This is a genomic window from Coleofasciculus sp. G3-WIS-01 (assembly GCF_040223135.1).
In the GTDB taxonomy this organism is placed as follows: domain Bacteria; phylum Cyanobacteriota; class Cyanobacteriia; order Cyanobacteriales; family Coleofasciculaceae; genus Coleofasciculus.
In genome coordinates, this window is sequence record NZ_JAVJZI010000051.1 from 1 (window position 1) to 15,812 (window position 15,812).

At 44.6% G+C, this 15,812-nt stretch carries 11 protein-coding genes and 1 pseudogene; 8 read left to right on the top strand and 4 right to left on the bottom strand.

Going from position 1 to position 15,812, the window contains the following annotated elements; genetic code table 11:
• Positions 1–323: 323 nt before the first annotated feature.
• Together RIM23_RS05300 and RIM23_RS05305 are read right to left on the bottom strand one after the other, a co-directional pair.
• Positions 324–2,114, bottom strand: coding sequence for a peroxidase family protein (locus RIM23_RS05300; protein WP_446365100.1), 1,791 nt, complete (start codon positions 2,112–2,114; stop codon positions 324–326).
• A gap of 345 nt (positions 2,115–2,459) precedes the next feature.
• Positions 2,460–3,254 (bottom strand): SDR family NAD(P)-dependent oxidoreductase, encoded by a 795-nt coding sequence (locus tag RIM23_RS05305; RefSeq protein WP_446365116.1) that lies wholly within the window; start codon positions 3,252–3,254, stop codon positions 2,460–2,462.
• A 243-nt stretch (positions 3,255–3,497) separates the two neighbouring features.
• Here RIM23_RS05305 and RIM23_RS05310 point away from each other — a divergent pair, with 243 nt between their 5' ends.
• From RIM23_RS05310 to RIM23_RS05330, 5 genes are all read left to right on the top strand, one after another.
• On the top strand, positions 3,498–4,925 hold the full coding sequence (locus tag RIM23_RS05310) for an NADH:flavin oxidoreductase (protein ID WP_446365102.1): 1,428 nt from the start codon (positions 3,498–3,500) through the stop codon (positions 4,923–4,925).
• A gap of 204 nt (positions 4,926–5,129) precedes the next feature.
• On the top strand, positions 5,130–6,587 hold the full coding sequence (locus RIM23_RS05315) for a c-type cytochrome (protein ID WP_446365104.1): 1,458 nt from the start codon (positions 5,130–5,132) through the stop codon (positions 6,585–6,587).
• 176 nt (positions 6,588–6,763) lie between these two features.
• Positions 6,764–7,189: a hypothetical protein gene (locus RIM23_RS05320; RefSeq protein WP_446357266.1), complete on the top strand. Its 426-nt coding sequence runs from the start codon at positions 6,764–6,766 to the stop codon at positions 7,187–7,189.
• A gap of 165 nt (positions 7,190–7,354) precedes the next feature.
• The gene (locus RIM23_RS05325; RefSeq protein WP_446365106.1) at positions 7,355–8,788 is read left to right on the top strand and encodes a c-type cytochrome; all 1,434 of its coding nucleotides are present in this window, start codon (positions 7,355–7,357) and stop codon (positions 8,786–8,788) included.
• A 334-nt stretch (positions 8,789–9,122) separates the two neighbouring features.
• On the top strand, positions 9,123–9,455 hold the full coding sequence (locus tag RIM23_RS05330) for a hypothetical protein (RefSeq protein ID WP_446365108.1): 333 nt from the start codon (positions 9,123–9,125) through the stop codon (positions 9,453–9,455).
• Between the two features lie 154 nt (positions 9,456–9,609).
• On the opposite strand, the gene RIM23_RS05335 is transcribed toward RIM23_RS05330, so the two are convergent.
• On the bottom strand, positions 9,610–12,120 hold the full coding sequence (locus tag RIM23_RS05335) for a single-stranded-DNA-specific exonuclease RecJ (RefSeq protein WP_446365110.1): 2,511 nt from the start codon (positions 12,118–12,120) through the stop codon (positions 9,610–9,612).
• A gap of 284 nt (positions 12,121–12,404) precedes the next feature.
• Here RIM23_RS05335 and RIM23_RS05340 point away from each other — a divergent pair, with 284 nt between their 5' ends.
• Positions 12,405–12,932, top strand: coding sequence for an REP-associated tyrosine transposase (locus RIM23_RS05340; protein WP_446357273.1), 528 nt, complete (start codon positions 12,405–12,407; stop codon positions 12,930–12,932).
• A gap of 617 nt (positions 12,933–13,549) precedes the next feature.
• Here RIM23_RS05340 and RIM23_RS05345 read toward each other — a convergent pair.
• On the bottom strand, positions 13,550–14,266 hold the full coding sequence (locus RIM23_RS05345; protein WP_446365112.1) for a DUF2259 domain-containing protein: 717 nt from the start codon (positions 14,264–14,266) through the stop codon (positions 13,550–13,552).
• Positions 14,267–14,780: 514 nt separating this feature from the next.
• Between RIM23_RS05345 and RIM23_RS05350 the strand changes: the two genes are divergently transcribed.
• The gene (locus RIM23_RS05350) at positions 14,781–15,326 is read left to right on the top strand and encodes a hypothetical protein (protein WP_446365114.1); all 546 of its coding nucleotides are present in this window, start codon (positions 14,781–14,783) and stop codon (positions 15,324–15,326) included.
• 139 nt (positions 15,327–15,465) lie between these two features.
• Positions 15,466–15,812: pseudogene (locus RIM23_RS05355) on the top strand (IS607 family transposase); the annotation flags it as partial.

The following is a 15,812-nucleotide window of genomic DNA, read 5'->3' on the forward strand; positions in this document are numbered from 1 at the left end:
AAAAAAGCGAAGCATCCTATGGCTTCCCCCGTGCAAAAAAAGCGAAGCATCCTATGGCTTCCCCCGTGCAAAAAAAGCGAAGCATCCTATGGCTTCCCCCGTGCAAAAAAAGCGAAGCATCCTATGGCTTCCCCCTTCTTAAGGGGGACGGGAGGGGGATCTAAAGGGGGACGGGAGGGGGATCTAAAGGGGGACGGGAGGGGGATCTATAAGGGGGACGGGAGGGGGATCTATAAGGGGGACGGGAGGGGGATCTAAAGGGGGACGGGAGGGGGATCTATAAGGGGGACGGGAGGGGGATCTAAAGGGGGACGTCTTAATGATTAATATCCCGAAACACCAACTTTACGCCAGGGGGCAAAGGCATTTTGTACGCCGAATAAAGCAGGGCTGACTGTAGGATAATGGCGACGCAGAACCGTTAACATACTGTTGTTGTCAATCCAGTCTAAACCCCATTGAGTGTAGACTTCGGCGGTGTAGTCTTTGGTGAAGAAGCGATCGCTCTTGAGTCGTCGGGATGCCATTAGGATAAAGATACGGAAGGCTGTGTCACTGAAGCCAAACCCGGCGGGTGGGTTTTCGGCAAACATGCCTACCATTAAATCAACGCTGTTGATGTCGTTGTTGTAAACTTCCCGTAGTTCCTTTGCCCATTGGGGGTCTTCGGTGATGTCCTCAAAGGTTTTGACCCGTTCACGACCAATGAGTTCACGGAATTGATTATAACGGGGAACGCCGCGTTCGCGATCGCGTAATATATCAACAGCGGCTAGATCGAATACTTCGCCGTTATCCCGGACTAATTGCTGTAGAAAACGCGGGTAATTATATAAGGTAATTGCCCCAGGATGAGTAATCCCAAATGAGTAGAATAAATCGGGCATACCTACTTTATCGACTAGCGTCCGGCTACGATTCCCTGATACTTCAAATAGATTTTCAGTTAATCGTAATTCCCCATTGTTGAGAGAGTAAAATTCAAACTCATCTGGCATTAAGGGATGCATCCGATAGACCGAAACAAATTCTTCGGTGAGATAGTAGGGGGCAGTATGATGATCTGTCGGTGATCCGATAATACCACTGAGGACTTCTCCCTCTCCGATACGCCCAAATAATCGTTTGACATGTTGACCTAAAAATCCCCACCAGTTGGCGTTCATGGCAATTTCTAAGGCGGGATGTCCCAGGATTGCAGGCGTCCATTCAACGGTATGGATTTTGGCGATTAAGGCGGCGTTAATTAGTCGGGCGTGATTAAACAGATCATCGTCTTTCCAATCGGGATATTCGTTTTTGAGATGATCGCAAATGGTATTGTGTTCTTTGACGAATAGAGTATGTAACATACTCAAACCCACCCACCAGTTCTCATCAAAACCAACTAGGTCGATGCCATTGTCTGGGTTGATGGGTAATAAGTTATCGTCACCGATAATTAGCTTACCATCGACATGAGTCCGCAGCTTATCAATGGTGTCCTGATCACTACCATAAATTTGTGACGCATCCCACCAATGAGTGACTCGGTTCACAAAGGTGGGGGGATTTTTGGTATCTCCGTCGGGACGAGTGGAGTCGGGTAAAGTCGCGCCCACTTCTAGAGGTCGATATTCTTGGGGCCACGGATCATCTGCTTCTAGAGGAATTTCAAATTTCTTCTCTAACGTACCCCCATGGGCGAACCAGTCATGGGTTTGAAATTGAATCCAAGCTGCGGCGTGTAAGTTTAAGGTGCTAGCGGGTACAAATTTATCCCGTGTCAGTAATTTGCGGCTAATTGTACGCGGATTGGGTTCGAGTAAATTCTTTTGGTCAGGATGAGTGTATTGTAGGGGAACGTTGCGTCCAAAACGGGAACCCGCCTGACCCATTTCTGGCTGTTCTAGGCTATTAAAACTCCCGTCTGCTGTACGAATCTTGAGATGGTGACCATCGGGGCTGGGTGTAGGTTGTGTTCCATCACCTTGGCTAGGTAATTTTGCTGTATCATGTAGGTTTTCTTGCCGCATTCGGTTCCGGAACTGGAATAATTTTACTAATGCCAGGGGAACGGGTAATTGATGCCAAGGTTTTTGCCGACCTTGAGCCGATTTGGATGATTTAGCCATGATTTAAATTCCTTATTATTTAGATACAATAATTAACAACCCTGTCGGGACGTAATCGGGACTAAATTCAATATTCTTAATGGTAAAGTCCCATGCCTATTTCCGACAACCCCTTTACCAAATCTCCTGAATTAATCCCAATTTTACCCAATTCATACCAACTTTTTTAATCATATAACTTTCGAGAAACAGAAGACACGATCTTCTAGACGTACTATGGTACGTCTGGAAGCAGGGGGATAAAGTTACATCTTTAGAAGGCAAGTCCCGATAAAGAGTAAATGCTGGATAGTCGGAAGATTGAGTACAATTACTTAATCATTAATAATACTCAAAACTCTCTCATCATTCTTGCATACTTCTGACCACTTGAATCACCATTGTTCGGGGAAGAAAGCGAACCGATAAAGCCAGCAGTTTGTTTCTTACACCAGGAATAACGACTGGTTTGCCTTCCACCATGCTTCGATAGCCAATCTTAGCAACCGTTTTCGCATCCATAATCTGGCGTCCCTTGACCAATTTTGATTGTTCCATATTTGCCCGTTTTTGAAATCCCGATTCTGTTGGTCCAGGACAAAGGGCTGTCACGGTTACTCCGGATTCCTTGACTTCATTGGCGAGGGCTTCTGAGAAGGACAGTACATAAGCTTTGGTGGCGTAGTAAACTGCCATCATGGGTCCGGGTTGAAAGGCAGCAGTGGAGGCAATATTTAATATTTTTCCCTGCTTATTTTGGATCATTTGAGGTATAAATAGCTTGGTCAGATGGGTTAAAGCAACCATATTAACCTGCATCATCGAAAGTTCCTTCATCAGGTCAGTTTGCTCAAAAAATCCGTAGGTGGCAAAGCCAGCATTATTTACCAAAACATCAACAGTCATGGTTTCTTGTTGAAGTTCGGCAAAGATTTCCTGAGGGCTGTTCGGGTCAGACAAATCTTTGACTATTGTTTTTACCGTGATCCCGAATTTATCGGTGAATGCGTCAGCCATCTGCTGCAACTTATCGGCACTTCGGGCAACTAAGACTAAATTATAGCGATCGCGAGCCAATAGTTTGGTCAACTCATAACCAATACCACTGGATGCGCCAGTAATCAGAGCAGTTTGGGGGTGATGGGGATTGAGGGAAGACATTTTGAAACCAGCAATAGAGAGTCTGAGCAACGACAGAGGCGATTGAGTTGGTTCAAACCGCCTCTGTTTGTTCCATTGATGATAACCAGCCTCAGCCTGTTCGCCACAAAACCCGGATACTTTTAACAAATCTTAAAATAAACTCACTTGTCCCAGGAGTTGCCATAATTGAAAAATTAGAATATTCTGGATTTTTATAATTATCTTATATAAACGTCCCTTGCCGCCAATAACGAATGACAAATGACAAATGACAACGATATCATTTTTCAACCCATAACATTCCGGAACCTGACTGTCAACAATCGCATTTTTCGCTCGAATATTTCCGGCAGATTCGATAACTATGATGGTTCCGGTAACCAAGCCAGAATCAATTGGGAACAGAAGTTTGCCAGAGGAGGCGTAGGTGCAATTATTTCATCGTTTACGCCCGTGCAAATTCGGGGACGAATCCTGCCAAACTATGCCACGATTGACCGAGATGACCGCATTCCCTTCTGGCGTAAAATTGGGGAGGTTGTGCATGAGTATGACTGCAAATTTATCATGCAACTGAGCCATTCAGGGCGTCAGCAGGATGTGAGTGGCGTAGAAAACCTTGATTTAAAAGCCCTCAGTTCAACCAGTATCACGGAATCGTTTCATGGTTTTGAATGTCAAGCCATGACAAAGGCTGAGATTCAAGAAACAGTTCAGGCGTTTGCGGCGGGGGCGAGACGGGCGCGAGAGGCGGGATTGGATGGTGTGGAACTGCACGGCGCCAATGGTTATTTAATTACCCAATTTCTCAGTTCTGGGATTAATGACCGCAATGATGAATATGGGGGTTCCTTAGAAAATCGCGCTCGCTTTTTGTTGGAGATTATTACAGCAATTCGTCAAGAAGTGGGTGATGACTTTCACCTACAAGTTAAGATTAGTGCGGTGGACTATAATAATGCCGTGATTCCGTGGGAAAAGCCGGGAAATACCCTAGAGGATTCGATTCAAGTTTGTAACTGGATGGAAGCGGCTGGAGTTGATGGGATTCATATTTCTACGGGGAGTCTATTTCCTCATCCCTTGAACCCTCCCGGTGAATTTCCCAGAATCGATGCAATGCGCTGGTATGATTTGATGTTATCCAGTGGTATTCATACCTTTCGCAACTATTTACTGTTTCGGGTTCCCCTGTTGTATCCAATTTTCTTATTCTTATGGAATCGAGTTCAGAAACAGACCCAGGATCAACCGATTCAGGGATTAGAGGTAAAGGCGCAAGCATTGAATGAGTCGTTCCAGACGTTCGTGAATTCCCAACAGATGCAGGAATTGTTGCAGAAGTATCAAGGGGTTAGCATTAATCACGCGGCTGAGATTAAAAAGCAGGTGAATATTCCAGTTATTTGTACGGGAGGGTTTCAGCAGGCGTCCTATATTCGTCGGGCAATTCAGGAGGGATTCTGCGATGCGGTTAGTATTGCCCGTCCCTTAGTCGCAAATAATGACTTAGTTCACCAGTTTAAGGCAGGAAAAGACTTGCCAGAACGTCCTTGTACTTACTGCAACAAATGCTTACTCAATGCCTTAGAAAATCCTCTCGGTTGTTATGAGTTACACCGCTATAATAACTCGGATGAAATGATTGCAGAAATTATGACTGTGTTTGATCCTGCACCGTTTCGGTGACGGGACTATGGGAGAGGCGTGGGCGGGTTTATTAACATTAGGGTGACAACAAGCGATAATAGTAAAAACTAACTGCCTCTACTGGCGTGACCCAACTAAAATGGTGCAATAGATTGGCTTCGTAGTGAGGGCTGAAGCCCTCTTTAGCTGACATTAAGGTTTAAATGCCGAACAGCTTAAATCACCAATCACTAATTATTAATTATGGAAGAATCAACGCCCTTGAAGTCAAAAGGCAAGAATTTTAAGAAACTAGGGATTGTGCTTGCGGGATTTTTACTCGCTACAATTATTGCTTTAATTTCTCCCTTATTCTTGAATAATCCCGTGGATTATGCTGATATTAATGACCATTTTAAATATGGGTCAATTGGGAGTGAACCAGAAAATGGAATACCCTATTGGATTTGGAAAGTTCTACCCGCCGTATTTCCTGATAAATTGCCCGGTGAAGGGTATCAATCCCTAGGTTTTCTTTACGAGCCGGGAAAAGACCGCCCCATTGGGTTTTCTCAGCGTCGCGTTTTGATTGACCGCGTTGGCTTGAATTGTGCGATTTGTCATGTCGGTTCGCTGCGGGATACACCTGAGAGTGAGCCTCAAATTATCCCCACGATGCCATCAAATACAGTGAATCTGCAAGGGTATATTCAGTTTCTGGGAAAAACGGCTTTGGATGAACGATTCACACCCAACCGAATTTTAGCTGAAATTGATGCCCAAGGGGGAAACTTTAATCCGATTCAGACGTTAATTTATCGCTATCTGGTTATTCCCCAAACGAGGGATGCGTTGATTACTCAAGGGAGTCAACTGGCTTTTTTAAACGAACAACCGGATTGGGGTCCAGGACGGGTGGATACGTTTAATCCCTATAAATCGATTCAGTTTCGCTTCCCGATGGATGAGTTAGAAGAAGATGAAAAAATTGGTACAGCTGATTTACCCTCTATATGGAATCAAAAACCCCGTGAAGGATTGCAACTGCATTGGGATGGAGATAACAAATCGGTTCATGAACGTAATTTAAGTGCAGCGTTGGGTGCAGGAGTGACTCCGGTTACGGCGGATTTGGAACGGATTAAGCGGATTGAGGATTGGTTATGGGAACTTCCTCCACCGACTTATCCGTACCCGATTAATCGGGAATTAGCGGCTAAGGGTCAGCCAATTTATCAAAATAATTGTGCCAGTTGTCATGCCTTTGGTGGGGCGAAGCTGGGTAAGGTGACGCCGATTGGGGAAATTGGTACTGACCCCCATCGGTTAGATTCTTATACCTACAAGTTGCTGTCTAATCAAAATACCCTGTTTGCGGGGACGCCGGAACGGTTCAAGAACTTCCGTAAGACCGATGGTTATGCCAATATGCCATTAGATGGAATCTGGTTGCGATCGCCTTATTTGCACAATGGGTCTGTACCGACGCTACGAGACTTGTTAGAGGATTCAGAAAACCGTCCTCAGGTATTCTATCGCGGGTATGATGTATTTGATCAAGAGGATGTCGGTTTTGTCTCAACGGTTGCCCAGGAGAAGGGGAAGCAGTATTTTAAGTTTGACACTACCGTACCTGGCAATAGTAACAAGGGTCATTTGTATGGCATCGAACTTTCTGCGGAGGATAAAACTGCATTGGTTGAGTATTTGAAAACGCTTTAATTTTTGGAGATGGGAGAAGTGCGAGAGTTTTGTATATAGACCAGATTCACTACTATCATTTTTTTACCCAGATGCGGCTGAACCAGCCTCGACCTAGTTGTGAATTAACCTCCTTATCTCCCCTGTCTCCCCATCTACCCTATGTCCCCCATCATTTAGAATCAAGAGAAAAAATCATGAATTCTTATGCAAAATGGTTTTGTCGTGTTGTCTGGCTAGGCATTGTGGTGAATATGTTTTTTATAATTCCCCTCTGCTTTTTTCCAGAAGTTCTACTTTCGCTATTAAAGATGCAAATACCCGTGCCAATTATCTGGGTACGGGCGGCTGGACTATTGCTACTGGAACTTAGTATTTTGTATATTCCGGGAGCAATTGATCCTTATCGCTACAAAGCAACGGCTTGGATGTCAGTATTCGTTACACGGGGCGCGGGCGCTACTTTTTTCCTAAGTGCTGTTTTGTTCTTTGGGCAAGAGTTAGGATTTCTCACGATTGCTTTAGTGGATGTATTTTTCATAATTGTGCAAGGGATTTTGTTATTCTTAGCCATGCGGAATCAACAGCCTGAAATGCCAGAAACAGCCCAGAAATTTTCCTAAATCGGTCATTTTCGGAAAAATTGGACGGGTAGCAGTGACCCACTTGCATCAATTAACCTGGGAGCCCACTCAATTGGAGTGGGTTGCCCTAGACTATCACGTCTATCTATTGCTTTTTTCATTAAAAGCAATAGGACTAAACTAAACAACAATAAGGAGAATTTTGTGGAAAGTAAAACCTCAAAAATTGGACGAACAATTACAGCGATTGTAATTATTATAATTCTGCTAATTGGTAGTGTGGGATATCTGGCATGGTATAACTTTTTTCGCCAAGTAGACACCTATTACGAATCAGTCGAAGATCATTTTAAATACGGTTCGATAGGTACCGAAAATGCCGAAGGAGTTCCCTATTGGATTTGGCTAGTATTACCTCGGATTTTCCCGGATAAACTCCCAAAACCTGGTGGCTATACCTCCCTAGGAATTACCTGGGAAGAAGGACAAGAATTACCTGTTGGCTTTTCTAAAAAAATTATCGGCTTTCCCCGCCAAGGAATAACCTGTGCGCTGTGTCATAGTGCAACCTATCGCCAAACCCCAAAAGATAAACCAACCATTGTTCTAGGGGGACCATCGAATAAATTTAATTTGCAAGGTTATATTCGCTTTCTCAGTGATTGTGCCACTGATCCCCGATTTAATGCGGACTATATTTTAGATGAAATTAAATATAATTACGACCTGTCTTGGTTTGAGAAGCTACTCTATCGGTTTATTATTATTCCCCGCACCCGAAAAGAGTTATTAGACGTTAAAGAATCCTTGGCCTGGATGGAAGAAAGACCGGATCAAGGACCGGGACGCATTGCTCAGTTTAATCCGGTGAAGTTTCGAGTTTTAGGAATACCCCTAGATAATACAATTGGCAATTCCGATATGATGTCGATTTGGAATCAAAATCAACATGAAGGATTTGCCTTACATTGGGATGGGTTAGAAACATCACTCACAGAAACCGTGAATACTGGAGCGATTGGTGATGGTGCGACGAAGAAGTCAATTAATATTGAGGGATTAAAGCGGGTGGAGGATTATATTCGTCAATTACCCGCGCCAAAATATCCATATAACATTGACCAAGCTTTAGCTGCACAAGGGAGTCAAATTTTTGAAAGTAACTGCGCCTCTTGTCATGGGTTCGGCGGCGAAGGAATTGGAACTGTTATTCCTATTGATGAGATTGGTACTGACCGCTATCGTTTAGATATGTGGGCGCAAGAAGCGGCTGATGCGTATAACGAGTTTGCGGAAGGGTATGATTGGGATTTTGATCAGCTTCGCAAAGCTAATGGATATGTCGCGGTGGCGTTAGATGGTTTGTGGTTAAGAGCGCCCTATTTGCATAATGGTTCAGTCCCGTATTTAACAGATTTATTGGAGATCCCACAGAAGCGGACGAAAGTGTTTTATCGAGGATATGATGTGTATGATTCGGAAAAAGTAGGGTTTATTGCTGAAGGAGTAGAGGCGAAGAAAGAGGGGTTTAGATATGATACGATGGTGAGGGGAAATAGCAATCAAGGTCATAGTTATGGTACAGAGTTGGTGGCTGAGGATAAGCAGGCGTTGATTGAGTATTTGAAATCGCTTTAAGTGTTATTCGTGATTTGTCATTTGTCCTTTGTCAACGATTCAAATAAAAAATGGTAAGATTTTGGCATAAGGGTAAAGCCATTAGGGAGCATCTCCATATCAGCAAAAGTCGTGTGGAAAGCGAAGTGCAAACATTTAGCTGACGTACTTCTAAATGGGAGTCAGATGTTCACACTACTGACTGAGCGGCTCAATTCTCCTTGGCTTCCCTGCACCTTAAAGAGGGCGGATTTAGTCAAGTTATCAGTTTTTTAAATCACATTATCTGTCAAATCCGCCCCGACAAACCTGCACCCCTGCACCCCTTATTTCTGAAGGGGTAATTACAAATCCCATGACTGATTCAGATAAACAACCACTAACGCTGCAAAAAATCCTTGATGGCTTGGACAATTTAAGGATTGATGAACTGCGGACTCTGCAAAAGGCGATAAATCAGCGGATTCAACGCTATGTCGATGCCTTGGGAAAGCCACTACTGAGCGACTTAGTAGCAGGAGTGGAATGGACTGAAGAGTATAAAGATAATCCACCCATCTCAGATGAACGACTCCAGGAAATCAAAGATGGCGCAAGACCAACAGATGCGGAATTAGAGGATATCGCTGAAGCGTTAGAAATGGATACCGATGAACTTTTGCAGATGCTGCGTTTTCGTCAAATTTGACGGTTCTGTGGGCAGGAAAAATTGATCGTTGCGCTGTCTTCGCCATAAGCGTTGAAACATTTACGACAAATGCTTAATTTAGTATAACCTAAAGATACATCTACTTTCTCTCACGCCTACCTAGCGGTGTTTCCTCTGATATTTAATTTATAAATCAAGAACTCTGTGCCAACATTCCATGAATTGTGGACAAGGGAACCTGATAAAAATAGTGACGCAAAAACTGTTCTTCTTCTACACCGGATAAAAAGACTTGAATCTTTTCCTTTGTCATCGGATCGATCGCGTCTCCACCCAATTCCCCAATCGAGCCACTGATTTGGATTGATCCGCCTTGGTGTTTCACCTGAAACCCCAAACCCGAAAGGGCGGCTAGTCCCAAATGTAAGGTGCGATCGCTTAATTCTAACTTTTCTTGCAATTGCCCTAGGGTAGCGGATTTCCCGGTGCGACTGAGGAATTTAGCCAGTCCGACTAATGTCTCCCAAACCTGGCGGGGTGGGAGTTGAGGCGGTGGCGGATACGCGATCGCTAATTTTCGTTCACTTTGCATCGCCCGTCTAAACCAGAGTTGCAATTCATCCCAACTGGTGGGACATTCGCGAACGGTTAACGGATCAGTTGATTCAGGGGTGAGCGTTTCCTCCTGTTCCCCAACCGGGGCTGGTTTAGTCAAATGAGCGGACATTGACAGAACGTTATCGGTAAACCCCACCCCTACACCTCTATCCTCCTGCATTCCATCGCGCCAATCTAAAATCCAATCCAGTTGACTGGAAAGATTAAACGAGGAAATCCTATCCCCCGATTGAACCGCCACTAAGCGCACTTCAAAACGTTTTTTAAAGTTATTATAGTCCAGTTCCACAATCGCATTACATCGACCTTTGGGAACTTCATCTTGATAATGTCCCCACCAGATACCCGGAAAGCCCATACTTGTAGAATCATCCCAGATTTCCAATTCGGTTTTAATATATTGTACCTTTTTGCCTTTCAAATCCTGAGTATTACGATTCCAAACCGATTCAAACCAACAGTTTTCAATCAGCAGCTTAGGAACCGGATTACCCATTCCACAAGGTTCCAAGAGTTTAAGTTCTTGGAATAAAGCTTTTCCCAAAGCAGCAACTGTTACAACAATATCAGCGGTAACGACAGGGGCTAATAAGGCGTCTTGTGCGGCTAATTGTTGGCGTAACTTTTGATTGATCGCTTCGGTAAATAAGGGAATATTTTCCACAGGCAAACTTAACCCAGCAGCAAAGGGATGTCCGCCGAATCGGTGTAATAGGTGTTCTTGGGATTGGACTAATTCATACAGATCAATCCCATTAACCGAACGGGCAGAACCTCTGGCGATTGTTGATGGAAAAAATTCTCCCTTGTCTTCTTGGCTCCTCTGCTCCCAGACGTGGCGTGGTACGTCTCTACATTGCTCCTGTGCACTCTCGTCTCCCCAATCCTCACCTGTACTTAATAAAATAGTTGGGCGTCCATATTCTTGAGCAATTTGACCCGCGACTAAGCCTAAAACTCCCGCTGACCATTGGGGATCGTCTAGGACAATAACATAAGTTGTCGAAAGGTCAAGTTGTGCCAATTTCTGTTTAACCTGTTCCGTAATATCTTTCTGTAAGGATTTGCGGCGACTATTGGCTAATTCTGTTTCTAGGGCTAAGGTTTGAGTATAGGCTTCATCGCGACGGGTTAATAACTCCACACAAAACGAAGCATCACCTTGAATCCGACTCACCGCATTAATTCTTGGACCTAAGCCAAAAGAAATATCTGTGGGGCGATCACCACTGCGCTGACAGAGTTCTAAAAGCTTAGCTACACCGGGACGGGTGCGGGTTTTCAATTGTTGCTGTAGCGTTTGAATTCCCCGTTGGGCTAAATAGCGACAATCACCACTAAGCTGGACTAAATCGGCAATTAAACCAATCGCCACTAAATCCAATAAGTCCTCTAGAGGTTGTTGGGGAATATTGGGTAATGTTTGATAAAGTGCCTCGACTAACTTATACGCCACCGCCACACCAGATAGATGAAACAGGGGATGGGTTTCGGCAAAATAGCGGGGGTTAATAATAGAAACGACGTTAGGGCGATCATCTGGTAATGTATGGTGATCGGTAATAATTATGTCTATCCCCAATTGCTGAGCATAATCAATTTCGCTGAGATTCGTGCTTCCCGTATCGCAGGTTACGATCAGTTTAGTTCTCAATCGTGCCAATTGGTCAATTCCCGAACAATTTAACCCATGAGATTCCGTGAGACGATTAGGAATGTAATAGGTGAGTTGTTGATTCTGAGGCAAAAACTGTCCCAATCCTTCCCATAAAACACTGGTTGCCGTAATCCCATCGGCGTCAAAGTCACCCCAAATCGCCACCTTTTCTCCCTGATCCCGCCCTTGCTGCAATCGCTGCACCGCTCGCTTCATTTCCTGACCAAATTCAAAGGGACTAGCGGGTTGATATAGATCAGGATTAATAAATGCGGCTAATTGGTTTAACTCGCGAATTCCACGTTGCCATAATAATTGTGCGGCGTAGTATCCTTCTGAGGCTGGGGTGTAGGATTTAATCGCGTCAAGAAACCATTGAGGAACATCAGGAGATGGTTGAACCTGCCATTGGGGTTGAGGTTGAGGCATGAGGGACTTAGGGGTGCGATCGCAATGCTTATTTATTGTACTCTCTCCCCTCCTCCCCTCGCCTTCTCGCCTCCTCGTTCCCAGGCTCAGCCTGGGAATGCCACCCCGGAGGCTCTGCCTCCCTCTTGCCTCCCTCTTGCCCCCCTCCCTCCTCGTTCCCAGGCTGAGCCTGGGAATGCCACCCCGGAGGCTCTGCCTCCCTCTTGCCTCCCTCTTGCTCAAGTTGCGATCGCGCTTTTCTAATGGTAAAATCGAGCCTATACCTGCTATAACTCACCGTCACGATGGGACGTTCGCGCTACCGCGTCATAGCCAAAGAACCTCACTTCCTCACCTGCACGAGTGTTAATTGGATTCCCCTTTTCAGCAAGCCAGAATTAGCGCAAATTGTTCTCGACTCTCTCCGCTTTCTACAAAGTCAGCAGCGAATTGCTTTACACGGTTACGTTCTCATGGAAAATCACCTTCATTTGCTCGCCTCTGCTGATAACTTATCTAAAGAAATCAGGACGTTCAAATCCTTCACAGCTCGAACAATTATAGATTGGTTGATTGAACACCAGAGTCATTTTATTCTGACTCAACTTAAAGGTGCTAAACTTGCCCATAAACATGATCAAAATTATCAGGTTTGGCAGGAAGGATTTCATCCGCAAATGATTGTAAATGAACAGATGTTAAAGCAAAAGCTAGAGTATATTCATCATAATCCTGTGAAGCGTGGCTATATTGATGATCCAGCTCATTGGCGCTATTCGAGTTACCGCAATTATATCGGTCAACCGGGATTGCTATCCGTGGATTTGATTTGAGGAGGTGGAGCCTCTGGATTGTCCGGTGAGGGGGAGGCAGAGCCTCCTAAGTGGCATTCCCAGGCTGAGCCTGGGAACGAGGTACGGCTGAGCCTGGGAACGAGGTACGGCTGAGCCTGGGAACGAGGTACGGCTGAGCCTGGGAACGAGGTACGGCTGAGCCTGGGAACGAGATGGGCGAGGCGGACAGGACATCTATGCAAATATGACAACAACACTCAAACTGCTCTCTGAGTGACTTCCTCTCCGTAATCAATCCTAGATAGAGTTGCTCTAAATTCTATAATTCAGATGCATTGCTCCCTACATTTCTAGTTAGAGGATGTATCAGTCTTCGCGTTGAGTGTTGCTGTTAGAAGTTGTGTCTTTGGCAAGACAGATATTAGATTTAACAGGTTCTTAGTCTTCCCTCCTTTCTCGGTTTTGCAAGATGACGTTAATATCTGTCAGTGAAGCTTTCTGATTAGCTTCAATTTCCACTTTACTACTCTCTGTGCAAAGTACAAGCAATTGAAATTTTATTTTACGTTTCTTTTCAATCCATAACCTATCGAAATGTAAGTTTAAATTTATGAGAGTATCTGCTCTCGTCTAAATCGAGAGTATAACCTATAACGCTAATCCCCAAACGGCTCCAGGGAAAAGCTTTGCACTAATGTGGTTTTGACGATATCCTCATGAGTGGGTTGGAGCATATCCAGCAGCACCACGATGTTATTTCGGTTGGGAGATAGCCGCACCTCTCGAATCCCATAACCTTTCACGGCATCCCGGTAGTTGTTCAGACTACCCAGAGTCAAGCGCTGATTCTGATAATTTATGATTAAGCGCATGGATGCCCGTGCGACTGGAGAAGTGCCTCCAGATAACAGGGAGGGGATACGCCTTTGCTCTAGACGAATTTGTAACGGCTGGTTTTTGAGGCGAAATGTAACGGTTTCGATATCATCCGACTGACGGGTGCTATCAATGACAGGGAGTTTAATGCCTACTTTCAGCCGATTCAGTCCCAAATCTTGTCGGATGGCTAATGTATCTTGCAGTAAGTCATTTTCAGCCGCTTGATTGCTGAGACGATAGGCATCACGATCATAGTCTGTTCGCAGACAACCATTTCTAACACAAGAGTTATTCGGGATATTGATAATTTGGATATGAGCCGTGGGAACCTCTGTCACTGAATCCCGATAAGTTTCTAAGTAAATATAATGACGATTATCAGGGGAGAATCCCGCCAAGCGAGCAGAAGCGTTGAGTACAGCTGCCAATGCGGGGTTGAGAAACAGGATCACACTAGCTGCGATCGCGGGAGACACGAGTGATGCAATTTTCATAAAAATTGAAAATTTTCATGAGCCGATTTTGCCTCATTTAATATAACCTAAATTTAATTGATTCCCCTAAATTCCGGTCTGATTGCCGTTCTTGGTTAAACCTTCTCGTGGCTAGCAGGAGGTAATTAGGTTTTCTGGGATGAGTGGCAATTGGCACATTGAATTCAATTTTTTCCGGATGCTCTTAGGCAGATAGAGAATGAGGAAAAGGTAGATGCACCCTGATGACTCCCCTCAGCGCTTATTTCTCCTTCGCGTTGAGGGTTTTTTCTCGGAAAACGTGGTAGTTTCAGTTAGGCAAGTCAATTTGACTATTCTCACTCGGCAAGTTTCCGGCGAGGTTGAATTAGTCTAAAGTCCAGTTAATAAGATAATAATTTTCTGAATTTTCTAACTATCAAGGGATGCAGAAGACCCCTGAACCGAGCGAACCTGGAATTAGATGAGTTGTTTAAACGTTATGTCTTATCAAAATTCACAAACTCCGAGAAACTCTCTAACACGAGGGATATCTGTGCTAGCTGCCAGTTCTGCATTGGTGTTGGGTATACCCTTGCTTTTACCTGGGGTGGCACAGGCTCAAAACCAGATGTTAGTCGCCCAGACTACTGCTATTGCGGCAACTAGCGCTCAAAACCAGACGCTTCATTTGAATAATGATAGGGTTTATTCGTACAATCTGGAAGTTTCCCGTGGTACAACGGTCGATGGTATGTACATTCCAGCCGGTGCAACAATTTTGGGTCGCTATGAACCAGCGAGTGGGGGATTACGCTATGTGGCGACAGGAGTGAGAATGAACGGTCGCACCTACAACCTTGATGCTACCTCAGAGGTGCTAGAAGACCAAAAAGACCCACGAGACACCTCCGCCGGAGCAATCGCAGAAGATGCGGGTATCGGTGCTGCTGGTGGGGCGATATTGGGTGAAGTTTTCGGAAATGCGGACATTGGAGAAATACTCGGTGGTGCTGTTGCTGGTGGTGTCGCGGGTAATGTTACGGCTGACCGAGTGGTTGTGGTGGAACCGGAGGAAACGATTATCCTCTATAGCAGTTAGAGCGTCGGTTCAGGAAGTAACTTGACGGAAAGCACAAAATCTGCATAGTATATGGGCAAGCATGGGGGTTAACTAACAGTCCGTAAATATCTAGACAATTAGTAACATAACTGGACATTTTCTATGATATAATCAGGGAATGTCTAGTTTAACTCCCCAAGAAGCAGCTACTCTACTAGGTGTGACGGTCTGGCACTTTGCACCGATGGGAACTCAATGGCAAAATTCGATCAAGTCGGACGGCTGGTGGTCATCGTCGATACGATATTGCTGACTTAATTGGCAATAAATCGGGTAACGAATTAACCGTTGGTTATGCCAGAGTATCTAGCCATGACCAAAAATACGATCTAAATAGACAAGTTTTAGTCTTAGAAAGTTACTGTGCCAAACAGGGATGGGAATTTGAGATTATTCAAGATCTCGGTAGTGGCATGAACTACAAAAAGAAAGGATTGATTAGATTAATCAAATTAATTACCAGTT

What these genes read in the sequence shown, in the direction of transcription:
- RIM23_RS05300 (WP_446365100.1), bottom strand. Translation starts at nt 2,114, where the DNA reads ATGGCTAAATCATCCAAATCGGCTCAAGGTCGGCAAAAACCTTGGCAT.
- RIM23_RS05305 (WP_446365116.1), bottom strand. Translation starts at nt 3,254, where the DNA reads ATGTCTTCCCTCAATCCCCATCACCCCCAAACTGCTCTGATTACTGGC.
- RIM23_RS05310 (WP_446365102.1), top strand. Translation starts at nt 3,498, where the DNA reads ATGACAAATGACAACGATATCATTTTTCAACCCATAACATTCCGGAAC.
- RIM23_RS05315 (WP_446365104.1), top strand. Translation starts at nt 5,130, where the DNA reads ATGGAAGAATCAACGCCCTTGAAGTCAAAAGGCAAGAATTTTAAGAAA.
- RIM23_RS05320 (WP_446357266.1), top strand. Translation starts at nt 6,764, where the DNA reads ATGAATTCTTATGCAAAATGGTTTTGTCGTGTTGTCTGGCTAGGCATT.
- RIM23_RS05330 (WP_446365108.1), top strand. Translation starts at nt 9,123, where the DNA reads ATGACTGATTCAGATAAACAACCACTAACGCTGCAAAAAATCCTTGAT.
- RIM23_RS05335 (WP_446365110.1), bottom strand. Translation starts at nt 12,120, where the DNA reads ATGCCTCAACCTCAACCCCAATGGCAGGTTCAACCATCTCCTGATGTT.
- RIM23_RS05340 (WP_446357273.1), top strand. Translation starts at nt 12,405, where the DNA reads ATGGGACGTTCGCGCTACCGCGTCATAGCCAAAGAACCTCACTTCCTC.
- RIM23_RS05345 (WP_446365112.1), bottom strand. Translation starts at nt 14,266, where the DNA reads ATGAAAATTGCATCACTCGTGTCTCCCGCGATCGCAGCTAGTGTGATC.